Source organism: Bacillus sp. FSL K6-1005, from assembly GCF_038000225.1.
Lineage (GTDB): Bacteria > Bacillota > Bacilli > Bacillales > Bacillaceae > Bacillus > Bacillus mojavensis.
Genome location: NZ_JBBOBP010000001.1, coordinates 2,278,261 through 2,294,659, shown reverse-complemented (window position 1 = coordinate 2,294,659; position 16,399 = coordinate 2,278,261). Strand labels below are relative to the sequence as shown.

Genomic DNA, 16,399 nt, shown 5'->3' with positions numbered 1-16,399 from the left:
TCGTGAAACGGCTGCTTGTGATGCTCTTGCCTGTGGTGCTTTTAATGGGCTGCGGGAAACATGAGCGGACAGAACCCGATAAGGAGGTATCAGGCGGAATGGAGAATCAAGAGGTTGTTTTATCTGTTGACGCAATTCAGGAGCCTGAACAAATCAAGTTTAACATGTCACTGAAGAACCAAGGCGAACGCAGTGTGGAGTTTCAATTCAGCACGGGACAAAAATTTGAACTTGTCGTGTACGATTCAGATCACAAAGAAAGATACCGTTATTCAAAAGACAAAATGTTTACACAGGCTTTTCAAAACCTGACGCTTGAACCGGGAGAAACCTATGATTTCACTGATGAGTGGAAGGAAGTCCCTGAGCCGGGAACTTACGAGGTGAAGGTAACATTTAAGGGCAAAGCGGAAAATCTCAAGCAGGTTCAGGCTGTTCAGCAATTTGAAGTCAAATAAGAGGCTATGGCGATTCGCCATAGCCTTTTTTTATTGCAATTTATCCAGTTGATCTTGAAATTGATGAAGCTGTTGACGTTCCGCATCTGTCGAATTGGCATACGCAGAAGACACAGCATTTTTGGCCCTCAGAATCGCTTGCTCCTGATCGCCTTCCTCAAAGCCGTTTGTCACCATGACAGCCTGTTGAACAAATGATTTCGCCTGCTGAAACAGTTCGTTTCTCATTAATATTCATACTGCCTTTCAGCCGAGTCTCGTGCCGCGGCATGCTGGTGAGCTTCTTCTAAAGTAGACCGATATGGAAATCTTGCGGCGTGTTGCCCGATGGAGTCTTTACCCTGGTGAATAAACCTTCTAGATTTGCTTCGTTTACCCATTGTGAGACTGCCCCCTTCCATACTTTGACGAGATGAGTCGTCTTCAATAGTATGGTGGGGCGAAGTAACGTTTATGAGTGGGAAAAATTAAAATGGGCGGTCTTTAAAGTGAGAAATATTCTTGTAAAAATCTTGCCACGCCGTCCTCTTCATTTGTAGCCGTTGTCCGGTTGGCAATCTGCTTGACCTCATCAATTCCATTTCCCATCGCAACGCCGCAGCCTGCGAATTCAAGCATCTCCAAATCGTTATCCTCATCTCCGAAAGCGATGATCCGTTCCCTCGGCACACCGTAATAATCACTGATTTTCTGCAGGCCGACCGCTTTATTCATGCCGCTTTTAATAATTTCTATAACATGCCACGGCGCGGCCCATCTTCTATGATCGATCACCTCGGCGTGCACATCCGATAAATAGGAGCGTATGGCCGGTACATCTTCTTCTTTTGCGTGAATGAGTACGGATGTAACATCTTCACCGAGATTTTCCCGCAAGTCTCCGACCGTCACATTTGTTGTATTCATGTTAAAGGCATCAATCAAGTGCTCGTCATGGTAATGAAAGTACACGTCATCAATGACTTCGGCAAGCACATTATGTACGTTATAGCTTTCGCTGATATCCACTAATTGTTTGACAACTTCAAGCGGCAGCGAGGTATGATATCGTCCCCAGCTGTCGTCCTGCGGATGATGGACAAACGCTCCGTTAAAATTGACAATTGGCGTTGTCAGCTTCATCTGCTCATAGTACATGGAACTTGAACGGTACGGCCGGCCGGTGGAGATGCAGACGTAATGTCCGTCATTTTTTAAACGCTGTATCGTTTGAAGGGTGTTTTCTGATATTGTTTTATCGTCCTTTAATAATGTTCCATCTAAATCTAATGCGATTACATAGGGTTTTGTCTCCATGAAAAGCTCCTTTAACCTTAGATTTTGCGTAAGCTGCCTTAATGACAGTGTAGCTTTTTACCATCTTTATTGTCTACATGTTACACTTATGATTATGGTTATCCTAAGGAGGGGACATTGTGATTCAAATTGAAAATCAAACCGTTTCCGGCATTCCGTTTTTACATATTGTAAAAGAAGAGAACAGGCACCGTGCCGTTCCTCTTGTTTTCTTTATACATGGCTTTGCAAGCGCCAAGGAACACAACCTTCATTTTGCTTATCTTCTTGCAGAAAAAGGTTTCAGAGCTGTTTTACCGGAGGCGCTGCACCATGGCGAACGCGGAGAGCATATAGCTGTTGAGAAGCTGGCCGGCTATTTTTGGGACATCGTGCTAAACGAGATTGAAGAGCTTGATGTACTTAAGAATCATTTTGAGAAAGAAGGCCTGATAGACGGCGGCCGTATTGGGCTTGCGGGTACATCTATGGGCGGCATTACAACGCTTGGCGCCTTAACGGTTTATGATTGGGTAAAAGCCGGCGTCAGTCTGATGGGAAGCCCGAATTATGTTGAACTGTTCCAGCAGCAGATCGACCACATCAAATCTCAGGGCATTGATATCGATGTGCCGGAGGAAAGGGTGCAGGAGCTCATGGAGCGCCTTAAAATGCGGGATCTCAGCCGTCAGCCGGAGAAACTGCAGCAGCGTCCGCTTTTATTTTGGCATGGTGTTAAAGATCAAGTCGTGCCTTACGCGCCGACCCGGAAATTTTATGACACGATTAAATCTCATTATCGCGAGCAGCCGGAACGTCTCCAGTTTATTGCGGATGAACGAGCGGATCATAAAGTGCCGCGGGCAGCTGTGTTAAAAACCGTTGAATGGTTTGAAACGCATTTATAAAGCACAAAGGTATTAACACTGTCCGGATTTGCGTTATACTGTATAAAAAAAGGAGTGAGGGAACGTGGAAGAAGCATTAAAAGAAAACATTATGGGCGCCCTGGAACAGGTTGTCGATCCTGAGCTTGGCGTTGATATTGTGAACCTCGGGTTAGTATACGATGTTGATATGGATGAAGACGGCTTAACGCACGTTACGATGACACTGACATCAATGGGCTGCCCTTTAGCGCCAATTATCGTGGATGAAGTGAAAAAAGCGTTAGCGGACATTCCAGAAGTGAAAGAGACGGAAGTTCACATTGTGTGGAACCCGCCTTGGACTCGTGACAAAATGTCAAGATATGCAAAAATCGCGCTTGGCATACAATAAAACAAAAGAGGACAGCCTTACTGTGAGGCTGTCCTTTTTAAAACTGAAAGGAGTGAAGCGAAATGATGTACCTGCTTGCCGTTCTATGCCCGCCGCTTGCTGTTTTGTTTACGGGGAAGCCGTTTCAGGCACTGCTCAATCTCATTTTGACATGTATCTTTTGGCTGCCGGGCGCCATTCACGCTTGTTTTATCGTGGCTGACCGCCGCGCTGAAAAACGGGCAAGACGTTAATCTGGAAAAAAGAGGACGCAAACATGGTATAATGGCCATAAAAAACAGGGAGAGCGCCATGAAAAAGAAATTGCTTGCATTCGCGCTGTGCACTGGTGCGTATGCTGCCCTGTTTGCGTACTCTGTTCACTCGGAGCAAAAAAACGACTCCAGCGAGATGACGGATGTCAGCCGTTTGATGCCGGTGAAAATTAAGCAGACAGTGAAAGGGCAGGAAGAAAATAACCTCATTGACACAGTCAAAGAGGCCAATCGAAAAAACATAAAAATCTCAATAGCCGGAACCCAGCATTCGATGGGCGGCCATACATATTACGAGGACGGCATCGTTCTCGACATGACAGGCTACAACAAAATCCTCGCTTTCGATAAAGAGAAAAAAACCATAAGGGTCCAAAGCGGGGCGACGTGGAATGACATACAGAAATACGTGAATCCATACGGGCTTGCGGTAAAAGTCATGCAGTCACAAAATATTTTTACAATCGGAGGATCTCTCAGCGCCAATGCCCACGGGCGTGATATCCGCTACGGATCGCTGATTGATACAGTCAAATCATTCCGCCTATTAAAAGCCGACGGCTCAATTGTCACCGTCACTCCAAAAGATGACTTGTTTTCAGCAGTCATCGGCGGGTACGGTCTTTTTGGCGTGATTCTCGATGTTGAGCTTGAATTAACGGATGACGAGCTGTACGTCATGCAAACAGAAAAAATGAACTACAGTACATACGCCGACTATTTTGCAAAGCATGTCAAAGGCAATCCCGGTGTCCGCATGCATCTGGCGCGCATCTCAACAGCAGAAAAAGGATTTCTGAAAGACATGTATGTCACAAATTACGCATTAGCAGAGGGGCAGAATCAGCTGACATCTTACAGCGATCTCAAAGAAGATGAGCATACACAAGTGACGAAATTCGCGCTCGGCCTGTCAAGACGGTACGAGTGGGGCAGAAACTGGCTCTGGAACACCCAGCAATCCTATTTTCTAAGCCAAAATGGAACAAAGATCTCACGCAATAACGTCATGCGGTCAGAATCAAAATTTCTCGAATACGAAAGCAATGAAAATACAGACGTGCTGCAGGAATACTTTGTGCCGGTGAAGGAGTACGCTTCCTATATTGATGACCTGAGACAAACGCTGTCACATGAAGACCTGAATCTGCTTAATATCACGATCCGATATGTGCAAAAAAACGAAAAGGCCGACCTGTCTTATGCGAAGGAAGATATGTTTTCGCTCGTGCTCTTAATCAACGAGGGCTTCTTAAAAGAAGACCAGGCTGACACTGCTCGGATCATCAGGCGCATGACAGACGTTGCGCTCAAACACGGAGGGAGCTATTATCTGCCGTATATGACATATCAGACAAAAGCGCAAATGAGACAGGCGTACCCGAAAACCGAAGCGTTTTTTCAGAAAAAACGCACGTACGATCCGGATGAGCGGTTTATGAATTATTTTTATCAGAGGTATAAATAATGGGGAAAAACAAATTAAAATGGCTGACACTTTCACAAAGCAGCGTGTTTTTCGCAAGCAGTTTAATTTTTCCGTTTTACATTCTGTTTGTGAAAAATATCGGCTCAAGCTATACGCAGTTCGGGTTTTCCTATGGATTATTCGGACTGAGCGGAGCGCTCATTTACCCGCTCCTCGGCCGGCTGTCTGAAAGGATCGACAGCCGCTATTATCTGCTTGCGAACTCATGGGGCATGGCGGTTCTGCTTTTGTATGTCCCGCATGTTAACAGCGTTCTTCAAGTGTACATCGTGCAAGTGCTGTTAGGTCTCTTTGGGGCGATGCAAAAGCACGGAGAAAAAGTATTAATCGCCGACTTTACAGACACTGGGGAACGCGGAAAAAAGATTGGAAATTATCATTTTTGGACCGCTGTTTTTTCAGCGGCTGCTATTATGCTCGGCGGTTTTCTCGCCGACTTTTTTACGGTGCAAATGATTTTTTATACAAGCTCTATTCTATATTTTCTAAGCGGATTGATGATGATGAAAACAGGCTGACACGGTCAGCCTGTTTTTTTATGCAGCTGCAAAAGGCGCTGGAACAACAATTTGAAGCGATTTCTGTTTGCTTTTTAAGAGTGGATTTTTTTGTTGAACAGAAAATTTATAAATGAATAAAAATATTAAATATACGATTGAATTAATTTTTATTCATGTTATAATGTTAAATAATTTCACAAAGACCAAGAAGGTGAATTCGTTTTGAAAATAGGAATTGTAGGTGCTACGGGTTATGGGGGCGCCGAACTTGTCAGGATTCTTACACATCATCCTCATGCAGAAGAATGTATACTTTATTCATCCAGCGGAGAAGGAAAGGTCTATAGTAATGTTTACCCTCATCTAACCGGCTTGGCTGAGCAGAAGCTGAAGCCCATTGATATGAATACAATCAAACAAGAAATCGATGTCATGTTTCTTGCTGCGCCTCCGGGAGTATCAAGTGAACTGACTCCACAGCTTGCAGAGGCGGGAATTCCGGTTATTGACCTGTCAGGTGATCTGAGGATACAAGAGCCTGCTGTATATGAAAAGTGGTATAAACGGACAGCGGCACCAAAAGAAACAATTCAAGAGGCGGTTTACGGCCTTTCAGAGCTGAATCAAAAAAACATTCAGCGGGCGAAGCTCATCGCCAATCCAGGTTGCTTTCCGACAGCTGTACTGCTAGGCCTCGCGCCTTTGGCACAAAAAAAGCTGCTTGATGAATCGTTCGTTATCGTTGATGCGAAAACAGGCGTTTCCGGCGCGGGAAGGAAAGCGTCCATGGGAACTCATTTTTCTGAGCTTAACGACAATTTTAAAATTTATAAAGTAAATGAACATCAGCACACCCCCGAGATTGAACAGACGTTAAAAGAATGGCAGCCAGAGTTGAAGGCTATTACATTCTCTGCTCACTTGGTTCCAATGACAAGGGGAATCATGGCGACGATGTATACGCAATTAACATCTGATCTATCTGCAGAAGATCTGCACGATTTATATTCGGAATTTTACCAAGATTCATATTTTGTGAGAGTGAGGCCTATGGGGCATTATCCGCAAACGAAGGAAGTGTTCGGCAGCAATTTCTGCGATGTATCCGTTACCCTCGACGAAAGAACAAACAGGGTAACGATCGTATCTGTAATTGATAATCTGATGAAGGGTGCCGCCGGGCAGGCAGTACAAAATTTCAATATCATGAATGGCTGGAACGAAGAGACAGGTCTGACCATGACACCAATTTATCCATAGAACAGGAGAGAATCGAACCATGATTCAGTTGAGTGAAGATCAAATAGTGAAAGTAAAAGGTGGTATATCCTCGCCGAAAGGATTTCAGGCAAAGGGTGTGCATTGCGGACTGCGCTACTCGAAAAAAGACCTTGGCGTCATCATCAGCGAGACACCGGCAGTGAGCGCGGCAGTTTATACGCAAAGCCACTTCCAGGCGGCTCCGATTAAAGTCACACAGGACAGCTTAAAGCATGGATCAGCTCTGAAAGCAGTCATTGTCAACAGCGCTATTGCCAATGCTTGTACAGGGGAACAAGGCTTAGAGGACGCATACAAAATGCGGGGGAGCCTCGCTTTACAGCTGGGTATTGAGCCGGAGTTTGTCGCTGTTTCATCAACGGGCGTCATCGGCGAATATTTAGACATGGAAAAAATTCAGGCAGGCATCGAGCTCCTGAAACAAACACCTGCGGGATCGGGAGATTTCGAGGAAGCGATTTTAACGACAGATACCGTCATCAAGCAAACGTGCTATGAACTGACAATCGGAGGACAAAAAGTCACCATCGGCGGAGCGGCTAAAGGCTCCGGAATGATTCACCCAAACATGGCCACCATGCTGGGGTTTGTGACAACAGACGCGGCAATCGAAGAAAAAGCGCTGCAAAAAGTGCTTCGCGACATCACTGACGTCTCTTTTAATCAAATTACAGTTGACGGAGAAACCTCCACCAATGACATGGTATTGGTCATGGCAAATGGCTGCGCGGAAAATGAGTGCCTTACGGAAGATCATAAGGACTGGCCGCTCTTTAAAAAAGCGCTTCTTATGACTTGCGAAGATTTGGCTAAGGAGATTGCCAGGGACGGAGAAGGCGCGACAAAACTAATCGAAGCCCAAGTAAAAGGGGCAAAAAACAATCTTGATGCAAACGTAATTGCCAAGAAAATTGTCGGTTCGAACCTCGTAAAAACAGCTGTGTACGGAACAGACGCAAACTGGGGGCGCATTATCGGGGCTATCGGGCACAGCGCGGCCCAGGTGAAGGCTGAAGAAGTAGAGGTTTATCTCGGGGGCCAATGCCTGTTTAAAAACAACGAACCTCAGCCATTCTCTGAATCTCTCGCGAAACAATACCTCGAAGGAGACGAGATTGCCATTGTCATCAAGATGCATGAAGGGGACGGGAACGGAAGAGCATGGGGCTGTGATCTGACCTATGATTATATCAAAATTAATGCGAGCTATCGCACGTAATAAAGGGGAGCACAATGAAGAAAACAATCGTTTTTAAATGCGGGGGAAGTGTCATCCGTGAGCTGTCGGAAGAATTTTTTCAAAACCTGAAAGAATTGATGGAATCAGGATGGAAATTGGCAATTGTGCACGGCGGCGGACCGGAAATTACACATATGCTGAAACGGTTAAACATCAAAACAGAGTTCTCAGGCGGACAGCGGAAAACAACCAAACCGGTATTGGAAGTGGCTGAAATGGTCCTGTCCGGCTCAGTCAATAAATTTTTCGTTGCCGAGCTTGCCAAACACGGGCTGCGGGCTGCGGGAGTGTCCGGCAAGGATGGAGGCCTTCTCGAAGCAGACTATCTCGATCGGGACACATACGGCGAAGTCGGAGAAATTAAAAAGGTTAATGCCTCTATGGTAAATGCGCTGATGGATGAAGACATCATTCCGGTTATCGCGCCCCTGTCCTTGACGAGCGACTACAAAACACTGAATGTCAATGCTGATCTTGCGGCTTCGGCGGTCGCCGGGGCGCTGAAAGCCGATAAGCTGATGTTCGTCACAGACGTAGAGGGAATCATGAAGGAAAAACAGCGTCTCGACATCCTGACCCCTGAGGAAATTCAGACTCTCATTAAACAGGAAGTGATCACAGGCGGGATGATACCAAAGGTCAATTCAGCCTTGTCAGCATTATCGGATCAGGTATCAGAAGTGATGATCGTAAATGGAAAAGGATCGTTTTTCTCAGATCAAACATTTCAAGGAACAAAAATCGTCAAAGCAAAGGAGGCTGTTTCATGAGCAGCTTGTTTCAAACCTACGGTCGGTGGAACATCGAGATAAAGAAAGCGAAGGGAACTTGCGTTGAGGATCAAAACGGCAAAACATACCTCGATTTCATTCAAGGGATTGCGGTTTCCAACCTGGGCCACTGCCATGAAGCGGTCACAGAAGCGGTTAAAAAACAGCTCGACAGCGTATGGCACGTATCCAATCTGTTTGAAAACAGTCTTCAGGAGCAAGCGGCACAGCAGTTAGCGGCAAACAGTGCCGGAGATCTCGTTTTTTTCTGCAACAGCGGAGCGGAAGCGAATGAAGGCGCGATTAAGCTGGCACGAAAGGCAACTGGAAAAACGAAAATCATCACGTTTCTCCAATCATTCCACGGCCGCACCTATGCAGGGATGGCAGCTACCGGACAGGATAAAATCAAAACAGGTTTCGGCCCGATGCTGGAAGGCTTTCACTACCTCCCGTACAATGATCCAGCCGCTTTTGCCGCTCTTGGGGAGGAAGACGACATAGCCGCGGTCATGCTTGAGACCGTACAGGGTGAAGGCGGAGTCAATCCGGCCAGTGCAGAATTTTTAACAGCCGTACAGTCGTTTTGCAAGGAAAAGCAGGCGCTTCTGATTGTAGATGAAATTCAGACCGGCATTGGACGGACGGGAAAGGGCTTCGCATACGAACACTTCGGCCTCTCACCTGATATCATCACGGCTGCAAAAGGATTGGGGAACGGCTTTCCAGTCGGTGCGGTAATCGGAAAGAAAGAGCTGGGAGCAGCGTTTACTCCTGGGTCTCACGGAACGACTTTCGGAGGGAATATGCTGGCGATGGCCGCCGTCAATGCAACATTGCAGGTTGTATTCCAGCCTGAATTTCTGCAAGAGGCTGCTGATAAGGGTGCGTTTTTGAAAGAACAGCTGGAGGCTGAACTGAAGAGTCCTTTTGTGAGGCAAATTCGCGGCAAAGGATTAATGCTTGGAATTGAGTGTGATGGGCCGGTTGCAGACATCATTACTGAATTGCAGACATTAGGCTTGCTCGTACTGCCGGCCGGACCAAACGTGATTCGTCTGCTGCCGCCGCTCACCGTGACAAAGGATGAAATAACAGAAGCCATCAGCAAGCTGAAACAAGCGATTGCACAGCATTCCGCTGTCAATTTGTAAATTTTTTTCGATATAAAAGCATAAAAATTCATTTTTATAATTAATTATTCATCAAGAGGTGGGCTTTTAGATGGAAGGTTATTTAGTATTAGAAGATGGAACAGTGTTCAGCGGCGAACTGGACGGACATGAAAACTGCACGGGCGAAGCTGTGTTTTTCACAGGAATGACGGGCTATCAGGAAGTGCTGACAGACCCGTCATACAAAGGACAGATTATCGTATTTACGTATCCGCTGATCGGCAACTACGGCATTAATGAAAACGACTTTGAAAGCAAAAAACCGCAAGTGAAAGCAGCTGTTGTTTACGAGGCATGCGATCATTTTTCTCATCATGAAGCGGTATACAGCCTTAAGGAATATCTGAAAAAATGGAACATCCCGCTTTTATCCCATGTCGATACGAGGGCTGTCGTCAAAAAAATCCGTGCGAACGGAACGATGGGAGCGTCTGTCACTGCCTCTAAAGAAGCGGCTGAGATTGCTCTGCAGCCTGAGAACGTCGCAGAACAGGCGGCAGCACAGGACATCAGCACAATCGGCGAAGGAAATAAACATATCGCTCTCATTGACTTTGGCTATAAAAAATCAATTGCATCATCACTCGTGAAACGAGGCTGCAAGGTCACCGTTATACCGTATCAGCAAATGGAAACTGTTTACGCCATAAAGCCGGACGGTGTCGTGTTATCCAACGGACCCGGAGATCCGAAAGCCATTACACCGTATATGGAACAAATCAAAAACATCGTCAGCCGTTTTCCGACGCTCGGCATATGTCTCGGCCATCAGCTGATTGCGCTCGCTTTTGGCGGAAATACGTTTAAGCTGCCGTTTGGACACAGAGGCGCAAACCATCCGGTCATCGACCGTGAAACGAAGCGGGTTTTCATGACCAGCCAAAATCACAGCTATGTGGTTGATGAAAAATCCATCAACCAAGAAGAGCTGACGATCAGATTCCACCATGTCAATGACACGTCAGTTGAAGGGCTTTCCCATAAAAAGCTGCCAGTCATGAGTGTGCAATTCCACCCGGAAGCCCATCCCGGGCCGGCGGAAAGCGAATGGATTTTTGATGATTATTTAAAGAATGTGATACCAGCAAGGAGAGAAATCGCCCATGCCTAAAGACACCAGTATTTCAAGCATATTAGTAATCGGCTCAGGCCCGATTATCATCGGCCAGGCGGCAGAATTTGATTATTCAGGCACTCAAGGGTGCATCGCGCTCAAGGAAGAAGGCTATCGGGTTATTCTCGTCAACAACAACCCGGCCACAATTATGACCGATGAAGCTTTCGCGGATGACATTTATTTTGAACCGCTGACGGCGGAAAGCTTAACAGACATTATTAAGAAAGAAAAGCCCGACGGACTTTTGGCCAATTTAGGCGGGCAGACTGCACTGAATCTAGCGGTTGAACTTGAAGAGGCGGGTATCCTAAAGGCGCACGGCGTCAAACTTCTAGGTACATCCGTGGATACAATCCAAAAAGGAGAGGACCGGGAGAAATTTCGTTCTTTAATGAACGAGCTGAATCAGCCAGTTCCAGAGAGCGAAATTGTCGATAACGAAACCGACGCCATTCGCTTTGCGGAATCGATCGGCTTTCCGGTCATTATCCGGCCTGCTTACACGTTAGGCGGCAAAGGCGGGGGTATCGCGCCTACGAAAGAAGCATTTACCGCCATGATCAAGCAAGCCCTTTTGGCTAGCCCGATCAATCAATGTCTGGTAGAAAAGAGCATTGCCGGCTTTAAAGAAATTGAATATGAAGTGATGCGTGACAGCAACAACACATGCATTACCGTCTGTAATATGGAAAACATCGATCCTGTCGGTGTGCATACAGGCGATTCAATCGTAGTGGCGCCTTCACAAACATTAACTGATGAAGACTATCAAATGCTCCGGACGGCAAGTCTGACGATCATTTCGGCACTTGATGTCGTAGGCGGCTGCAACATTCAGTTTGCGCTTGATCCGTTCAGCAAGCAATACTACGTCATAGAAGTGAATCCGCGTGTGAGCCGTTCATCTGCTCTCGCGTCAAAAGCAACGGGTTATCCCATTGCGAAAATGGCTGCGAAATTGGCGGTTGGATACACGCTTGACGAATTAAAAAACCCGCTTACAGGCTCCACTTATGCGAGCTTTGAACCGGCATTGGACTATGTCATCGTCAAGTTTCCGCGCTGGCCGTTTGATAAATTCAAAAACGCGGACCGCAAGCTCGGCACGAAAATGAAAGCCACCGGAGAAGTGATGGCGATTGAACGTAATATAGAAGCGGCAATTCAAAAGGCGGCAGCCTCCCTTGAACTGAAAAACGTCGGCACGCATCTGCCCGAGCTCGGCGGCTTATCAATTGAAGCGCTCTGGGAACTGGCGATCACACCTGACGATCGAAGATTTTTCGTTGTGATGGAGCTGTTAAGCCGAAGGATATCGATAGAAGAAATCCATGCAAAAACAAAAATCGACCCGTTTTTCCTCCATACCTTTAACAATATCATTAAGCTGGAAAATCAGATCATGGAAGCGGGGAGCGACCTCTCTTATGATTTATTAAAAAAGGCAAAGGAAAAAGGGTTTTCAGATGCAACGATTGCCTCGCTTATCGGCAAGACAGAGGAAGAAGTGCGCACTCTTCGCAAGGAGAAGGGGATTACGCCTTCCTTCAAAATTGTTGATACTTGCGCAGCTGAGTTTGATGCGAAAACCAACTATTTTTACTCCACGTATTTCGGAGAAACCGATGGAGACATCAGCCGCAAAGAGAAAAAGCGCGCGCTGATTATCGGTTCAGGACCGATCCGCATTGGCCAGGGCGTTGAATTCGATTATAGTGCTGTTCATGGGGTGTTAACGCTGCAAAAGCTTGGGTTCGAAACGATTATGATTAACAACAACCCGGAAACCGTGAGCACAGATTATGAAATTGCGGATCGACTGTATTTTGAACCGCTGACAACGGAGCACATTTTAAACGTGGCGGAGCAGGAAAGCATTGACTTTGCGATCGTGCAGTTCGGCGGCCAAACCGCGATCAATGCTGCTGAAGCGCTCGAAAAAGCCGGAATCACGCTTCTCGGCACATCGTTTGAAACGCTTGACGTGTTAGAGGATCGCGATCAATTTTATCAGCTTCTTGATGAACTCGGATTGCAGCATGCTAAAGGAGAAATTGCCTATACAAAAGAAGAGGCTGCAGAGAAAGCTAACGGCATCGGCTATCCGGTATTAATCCGTCCTTCTTATGTCATTGGCGGGATGGGTATGATTATCGTTGACTCGGAAGCTGCGCTTTCTCAGCTGCTGGACGGAGAAGACAGCATGCCGTACCCCATTTTAATTGATCAGTACGTGTCAGGAAAAGAAGTCGAAATTGATTTGATTTCCGACGGTGAAGAAGTCTTTATCCCGACATATACCGAACATATTGAGCGGGCGGGCGTCCACTCAGGGGACAGCTTTGCCATTCTCCCGGGGCCTTCCGTCACAAACAAATTGCAGCAAGGAATGAAAGATGCTGCACAAAAAATTGCCCGAAAGCTTTCGTTTAAAGGCATTATGAACATCCAATTTGTGATCGATAACGAAAACATTCTCGTCCTTGAAGTGAATCCGAGAGCGAGCCGTACAGTTCCGGTTGTCAGCAAAGTCATGGGCGTTCCGATGATTCCGCTCGCCACACGGCTTCTGGCGGGGGCATCTCTAAAAGATGTAAACCCGGCAGTTCAAAATCACCACGGCGTTGCTGTAAAGTTCCCGGTCTTTTCAACTCATGCCATTCAAGATGTAGATGTGAAGCTTGGACCGGAAATGAAATCGACGGGAGAAGGCATGTGTGTTGCTTACGACGCCGACAGCGCCTTGAAAAAAATCTACACGCGTGTTTGGAATCAAAAAGGAAGCATTTATTTGCAAAACGGACCCGAAGATTTGAAGACATTAGCGGAAAACGCCGGTTTTACGGTTCATGAAGGTACATTCGCCTCATGGATGGAACAGGATGAAAAAGCTCTTCATATCAATTTAAACGGCTCTGAAGAAGCACGCAAAGAGCGTCTGGAAGCCATGACACACGGCATTACCGTCTTTACTGAAGAGGAAACCGTACGGGCGTTTTTGCAAAGCGGATCAGGCAGTCCGCACCCTGTTTCCCTCAGAGATCTTTATAAAAAGGAAGTGGTATCATGCACACAGTGAATATGGGAGAAACGCAAACCAGTCTATTCGGAAAAGACCTATTAACGCTAAAAGATCTCAGTGAACAGGATATCAGCGCGTTGCTTGCTGAAGCCAGTGAACTGAAACAAAACAAAATTCAGCCTATTTTTCAAGGCAAAACCCTTGCGATGATTTTTGAAAAATCATCCACGCGGACTCGTGTTTCATTTGAAGCCGGAATGGCGCAGCTTGGCGGAAATGCCCTCTTTTTAAGCCAGAAAGACCTGCAGCTGGGCCGCGGTGAAACTGTGGCTGATACGGCAAAAGTGCTCTCAGGCTATGTAGATGCGATCATGATCCGGACCTTCGAGCATGAAAAGGTGGAGGAGCTTGCTGAACACGCTGATATTCCAGTTATCAACGGGCTTACCGATAAATATCATCCTTGCCAGGCGCTTGCGGATCTATTGACGATCAAGGAAATCAAAGGCGATCTCAAAGGTGTGAAAGTCGCATATATCGGTGACGGAAATAATGTGGCGCACTCCCTGATGATCGGCTGCGCAAAAATGGGCTGTGATATCTCGATTGCTTCACCTGAGGGATACGAAGTGTTAGACGAAGCGGTGGAAGCAGCCAAGGCAGCGGCCCTTCAATCAGGTGCTTCCATTACACTTACAGCTGATCCGATTGAAGCCGTAAAAAATGCGGACGTCATTTATTCAGATGTATTCACTAGCATGGGACAGGAAGCGGAAGAGCAAGAGCGTCTCGCAGTCTTTTCGCCTTACCAGGTGAATGCATCGCTTGTCAGCCATGCTAATCCTGACTATACATTTTTGCACTGTCTTCCTGCACACCGTGAAGAAGAAGTGACGGCGGAGATTATTGACGGTCCGAATTCCGCTGTATTCCAGCAGGCCGAAAACCGCCTCCATGTGCAAAAAGCGCTGTTAAAGGCGATCCTATACAACGGAGAATAACCAAAAAAACTGCTGAGCCGGCTCTCAGCAGTTTTTTTATTGAAACATATTCACACCCGCTTAGGCGCATACTACACGAAAAAGGAAAAGGAGGAAAAACAGTGGGACAGCAGCATCAATTCCGGCCCGGGCAGAAAGCGCCCAACAACGGCGTTTACGTAGAAATCGGCGAGACGGGGAGTATGGTCAAAAATCCGCAAAAGGTCCATCTGTCTGCAGGAGATATGTTTCCTGAAACATCTAATCACAACCGCCTGTGGACGTATAAAAGAAAACCGTGATCACGAAAAAACCCAAAACAATATATGTTTTGGGTTTTTGGCTTATTAATGCTGGCTGGCATTGTTGTTCATAGGCATGATTGCTGCTAGCGCCATGATCAGCACATATAAAACGACAGCAATTACGGATGATGTTGTGAAGTTATACGCTACACTGTTCATGCTGGCAATCAAATAGCATGCCATATGCGATAAAAGGAACGTCCAAATAAAAGCAATAATAAATCGCACGTTTCCACCTCGTCCTTCTCATTCTATTCTAGAAGTTATCATACCATACATAAAGCCAAGGGGGAATCTAATTTTAGAAGAAAGTGAGGTGACAAAAGAGTCTGATTCGTCACATTTTTAATGGTAAAATATAAAAAATAAATATCGTCAATTGGTATAATAGCCAAAACATAGAAAGGCTAGGACTTTACCTTATTCGTTTCTTTTCTTTTTACATAAGATAGCGTGAGATGAAGTGTGAAAGGAGGCGGGCAAGCGATGGGAATAACGGAAAGGTATTTTCAATTGGGAACGGAGCATAACGTGATTCATCTGCCCTATCGTCCGAACGGCTTTGGTATCTTTGTCCTCGGAGACAGAACCCACTTTGTCGGTAATGATTCGAGCTTTTGGCTTCAGCATTACGGCAGAAATCAGCTTTTAAATATGCTGAGGGACGAAGGCTATACCATTTTTAACAGCAATCTGTTCGGAAGGCACTGGGGCGCGGAAAAAGCGGTCACCTATGCCAAGCAGCTGATACATTTCGTGTTGAAGCAGGAAATACTCAATCCGAAGATTCATATATTAGCAGAAGGAATGGGCGCTCTCGTGGCCGATGAACTGCTTCGTTTTTCCCCGGATCATATCCGATCAGCCGCGATGTTGAATCCTTGTCTCGATCTTCAGGCACATTATGAATCAGAAAAAGAAAATAAATTTTTCTATAAGCAATTTTTGAAGGAAGTATCGGAAAGCTACGAAATCCCCGAAAAAGAAGCGGCTTCACTTCGTTATAAAACAATCGAAACCTATCCGAGCAGCGTACCGGTTCATATATGGCAGAGGATGACCGGATCTCCGTATCCGTACAGCCTGCATGCGGAGGTATTTAAGGAAAAACAGCAGCGAAAACAAGGCTGTCCGGTTGATATAACGTTTCATTTATTTGAGCACCCAAGCAGGATTTATGCATCAATCTGCAAATTCTTTCACAGTCATGAAAAAGAGCTATAAAGAATACAATAACAATAGCCTTCTCTTT

The 16,399-nt window shown here is 46.1% G+C and carries 18 protein-coding genes and 1 pseudogene; 15 read left to right on the top strand and 4 right to left on the bottom strand.

What is annotated here, in order from left to right:
* The first annotated feature begins 2 nt into the window (after window positions 1–2).
* Window positions 3–458 carry a BsuPI-related putative proteinase inhibitor gene (locus NST16_RS12125; RefSeq protein WP_326201716.1) on the top strand — a complete coding sequence of 152 codons (456 nt, stop codon included), beginning with the start codon at window positions 3–5 and terminating at the stop codon, window positions 456–458.
* Between the two features lie 30 nt (window positions 459–488).
* On the opposite strand, the gene NST16_RS12120 is transcribed toward NST16_RS12125, so the two are convergent.
* The 3 genes from NST16_RS12120 to yitU form a co-directional block, all read right to left on the bottom strand.
* Complete coding sequence (locus tag NST16_RS12120) at window positions 489–686, bottom strand: DUF3813 domain-containing protein (protein WP_003224518.1); 198 nt, start codon at window positions 684–686, stop codon at window positions 489–491.
* On the bottom strand, window positions 686–838 hold the full coding sequence (locus NST16_RS12115; RefSeq protein WP_010329347.1) for a hypothetical protein: 153 nt from the start codon (window positions 836–838) through the stop codon (window positions 686–688). The genes NST16_RS12120 and NST16_RS12115 overlap by 1 nt, the downstream gene beginning before the upstream one ends.
* 103 nt (window positions 839–941) lie before the next feature.
* Window positions 942–1,754: a 5-amino-6-(5-phospho-D-ribitylamino)uracil phosphatase YitU gene (gene yitU, locus NST16_RS12110; RefSeq protein WP_339180724.1), complete on the bottom strand. Its 813-nt coding sequence runs from the start codon at window positions 1,752–1,754 to the stop codon at window positions 942–944.
* Window positions 1,755–1,873: 119 nt separating this feature from the next.
* Between yitU and NST16_RS12105 the strand changes: the two genes are divergently transcribed.
* The 13 genes and pseudogenes from NST16_RS12105 to NST16_RS12045 all read left to right on the top strand — a co-directional run bounded on the left by NST16_RS12105 (window position 1,874) and on the right by NST16_RS12045 (window position 15,144).
* Entirely contained in the window at window positions 1,874–2,641 is a 768-nt protein-coding gene (locus NST16_RS12105) for an alpha/beta fold hydrolase (protein ID WP_168747405.1), read from the top strand.
* A gap of 64 nt (window positions 2,642–2,705) precedes the next feature.
* The gene (locus tag NST16_RS12100; protein ID WP_003224525.1) at window positions 2,706–3,014 is read left to right on the top strand and encodes a metal-sulfur cluster assembly factor; all 309 of its coding nucleotides are present in this window, start codon (window positions 2,706–2,708) and stop codon (window positions 3,012–3,014) included.
* A 62-nt stretch (window positions 3,015–3,076) separates the two neighbouring features.
* On the top strand, window positions 3,077–3,247 hold the full coding sequence (locus NST16_RS12095; protein ID WP_003224527.1) for a YqaE/Pmp3 family membrane protein: 171 nt from the start codon (window positions 3,077–3,079) through the stop codon (window positions 3,245–3,247).
* Window positions 3,248–3,305: 58 nt separating this feature from the next.
* Complete coding sequence (locus tag NST16_RS12090; RefSeq protein ID WP_340886904.1) at window positions 3,306–4,736, top strand: FAD-binding oxidoreductase; 1,431 nt, start codon at window positions 3,306–3,308, stop codon at window positions 4,734–4,736.
* Window positions 4,736–5,275 (top strand): MFS transporter, encoded by a 540-nt coding sequence (locus tag NST16_RS12085; protein ID WP_044156416.1) that lies wholly within the window; start codon window positions 4,736–4,738, stop codon window positions 5,273–5,275. The genes NST16_RS12090 and NST16_RS12085 overlap by 1 nt, the downstream gene beginning before the upstream one ends.
* 204 nt (window positions 5,276–5,479) lie before the next feature.
* Window positions 5,480–6,517, top strand: a complete 1,038-nt coding sequence (gene argC, locus NST16_RS12080) for an N-acetyl-gamma-glutamyl-phosphate reductase (RefSeq protein ID WP_340886899.1) — start codon at window positions 5,480–5,482, stop codon at window positions 6,515–6,517.
* 19 nt (window positions 6,518–6,536) lie between these two features.
* Complete coding sequence (gene argJ, locus NST16_RS12075; RefSeq protein ID WP_340886896.1) at window positions 6,537–7,757, top strand: bifunctional ornithine acetyltransferase/N-acetylglutamate synthase; 1,221 nt, start codon at window positions 6,537–6,539, stop codon at window positions 7,755–7,757.
* Window positions 7,758–7,771: 14 nt separating this feature from the next.
* On the top strand, window positions 7,772–8,548 hold the full coding sequence (gene argB / locus NST16_RS12070) for an acetylglutamate kinase (protein WP_340886893.1): 777 nt from the start codon (window positions 7,772–7,774) through the stop codon (window positions 8,546–8,548).
* Window positions 8,545–9,702: an acetylornithine transaminase gene (locus NST16_RS12065; RefSeq protein WP_340886890.1), complete on the top strand. Its 1,158-nt coding sequence runs from the start codon at window positions 8,545–8,547 to the stop codon at window positions 9,700–9,702. The genes argB and NST16_RS12065 overlap by 4 nt, the downstream gene beginning before the upstream one ends.
* 70 nt (window positions 9,703–9,772) lie before the next feature.
* Window positions 9,773–10,834, top strand: coding sequence for a carbamoyl phosphate synthase small subunit (locus NST16_RS12060; RefSeq protein WP_229147827.1), 1,062 nt, complete (start codon window positions 9,773–9,775; stop codon window positions 10,832–10,834).
* Window positions 10,827–13,919: a carbamoyl phosphate synthase large subunit gene (locus NST16_RS12055; protein ID WP_340886884.1), complete on the top strand. Its 3,093-nt coding sequence runs from the start codon at window positions 10,827–10,829 to the stop codon at window positions 13,917–13,919. Before NST16_RS12060 ends, NST16_RS12055 begins: the two co-directional genes overlap by 8 nt.
* Window positions 13,907–14,879 (top strand): annotated as a pseudogene (gene argF / locus NST16_RS12050) (ornithine carbamoyltransferase). Before NST16_RS12055 ends, argF begins: the two are co-directional and overlap by 13 nt.
* 85 nt (window positions 14,880–14,964) lie before the next feature.
* Window positions 14,965–15,144 (top strand): YjzC family protein, encoded by a 180-nt coding sequence (locus NST16_RS12045; protein WP_010333726.1) that lies wholly within the window; start codon window positions 14,965–14,967, stop codon window positions 15,142–15,144.
* A gap of 45 nt (window positions 15,145–15,189) precedes the next feature.
* Here the strand turns inward: NST16_RS12045 and NST16_RS12040 are convergent, their stop codons facing one another.
* Window positions 15,190–15,375, bottom strand: coding sequence for a YjzD family protein (locus NST16_RS12040; protein ID WP_010333727.1), 186 nt, complete (start codon window positions 15,373–15,375; stop codon window positions 15,190–15,192).
* Between the two features lie 258 nt (window positions 15,376–15,633).
* On the opposite strand from NST16_RS12040, the gene NST16_RS12035 reads away from it, so the two are divergent.
* Entirely contained in the window at window positions 15,634–16,371 is a 738-nt protein-coding gene (locus NST16_RS12035) for a hypothetical protein (RefSeq protein WP_268446757.1), read from the top strand.
* Window positions 16,372–16,399 lie beyond the last annotated feature (28 nt).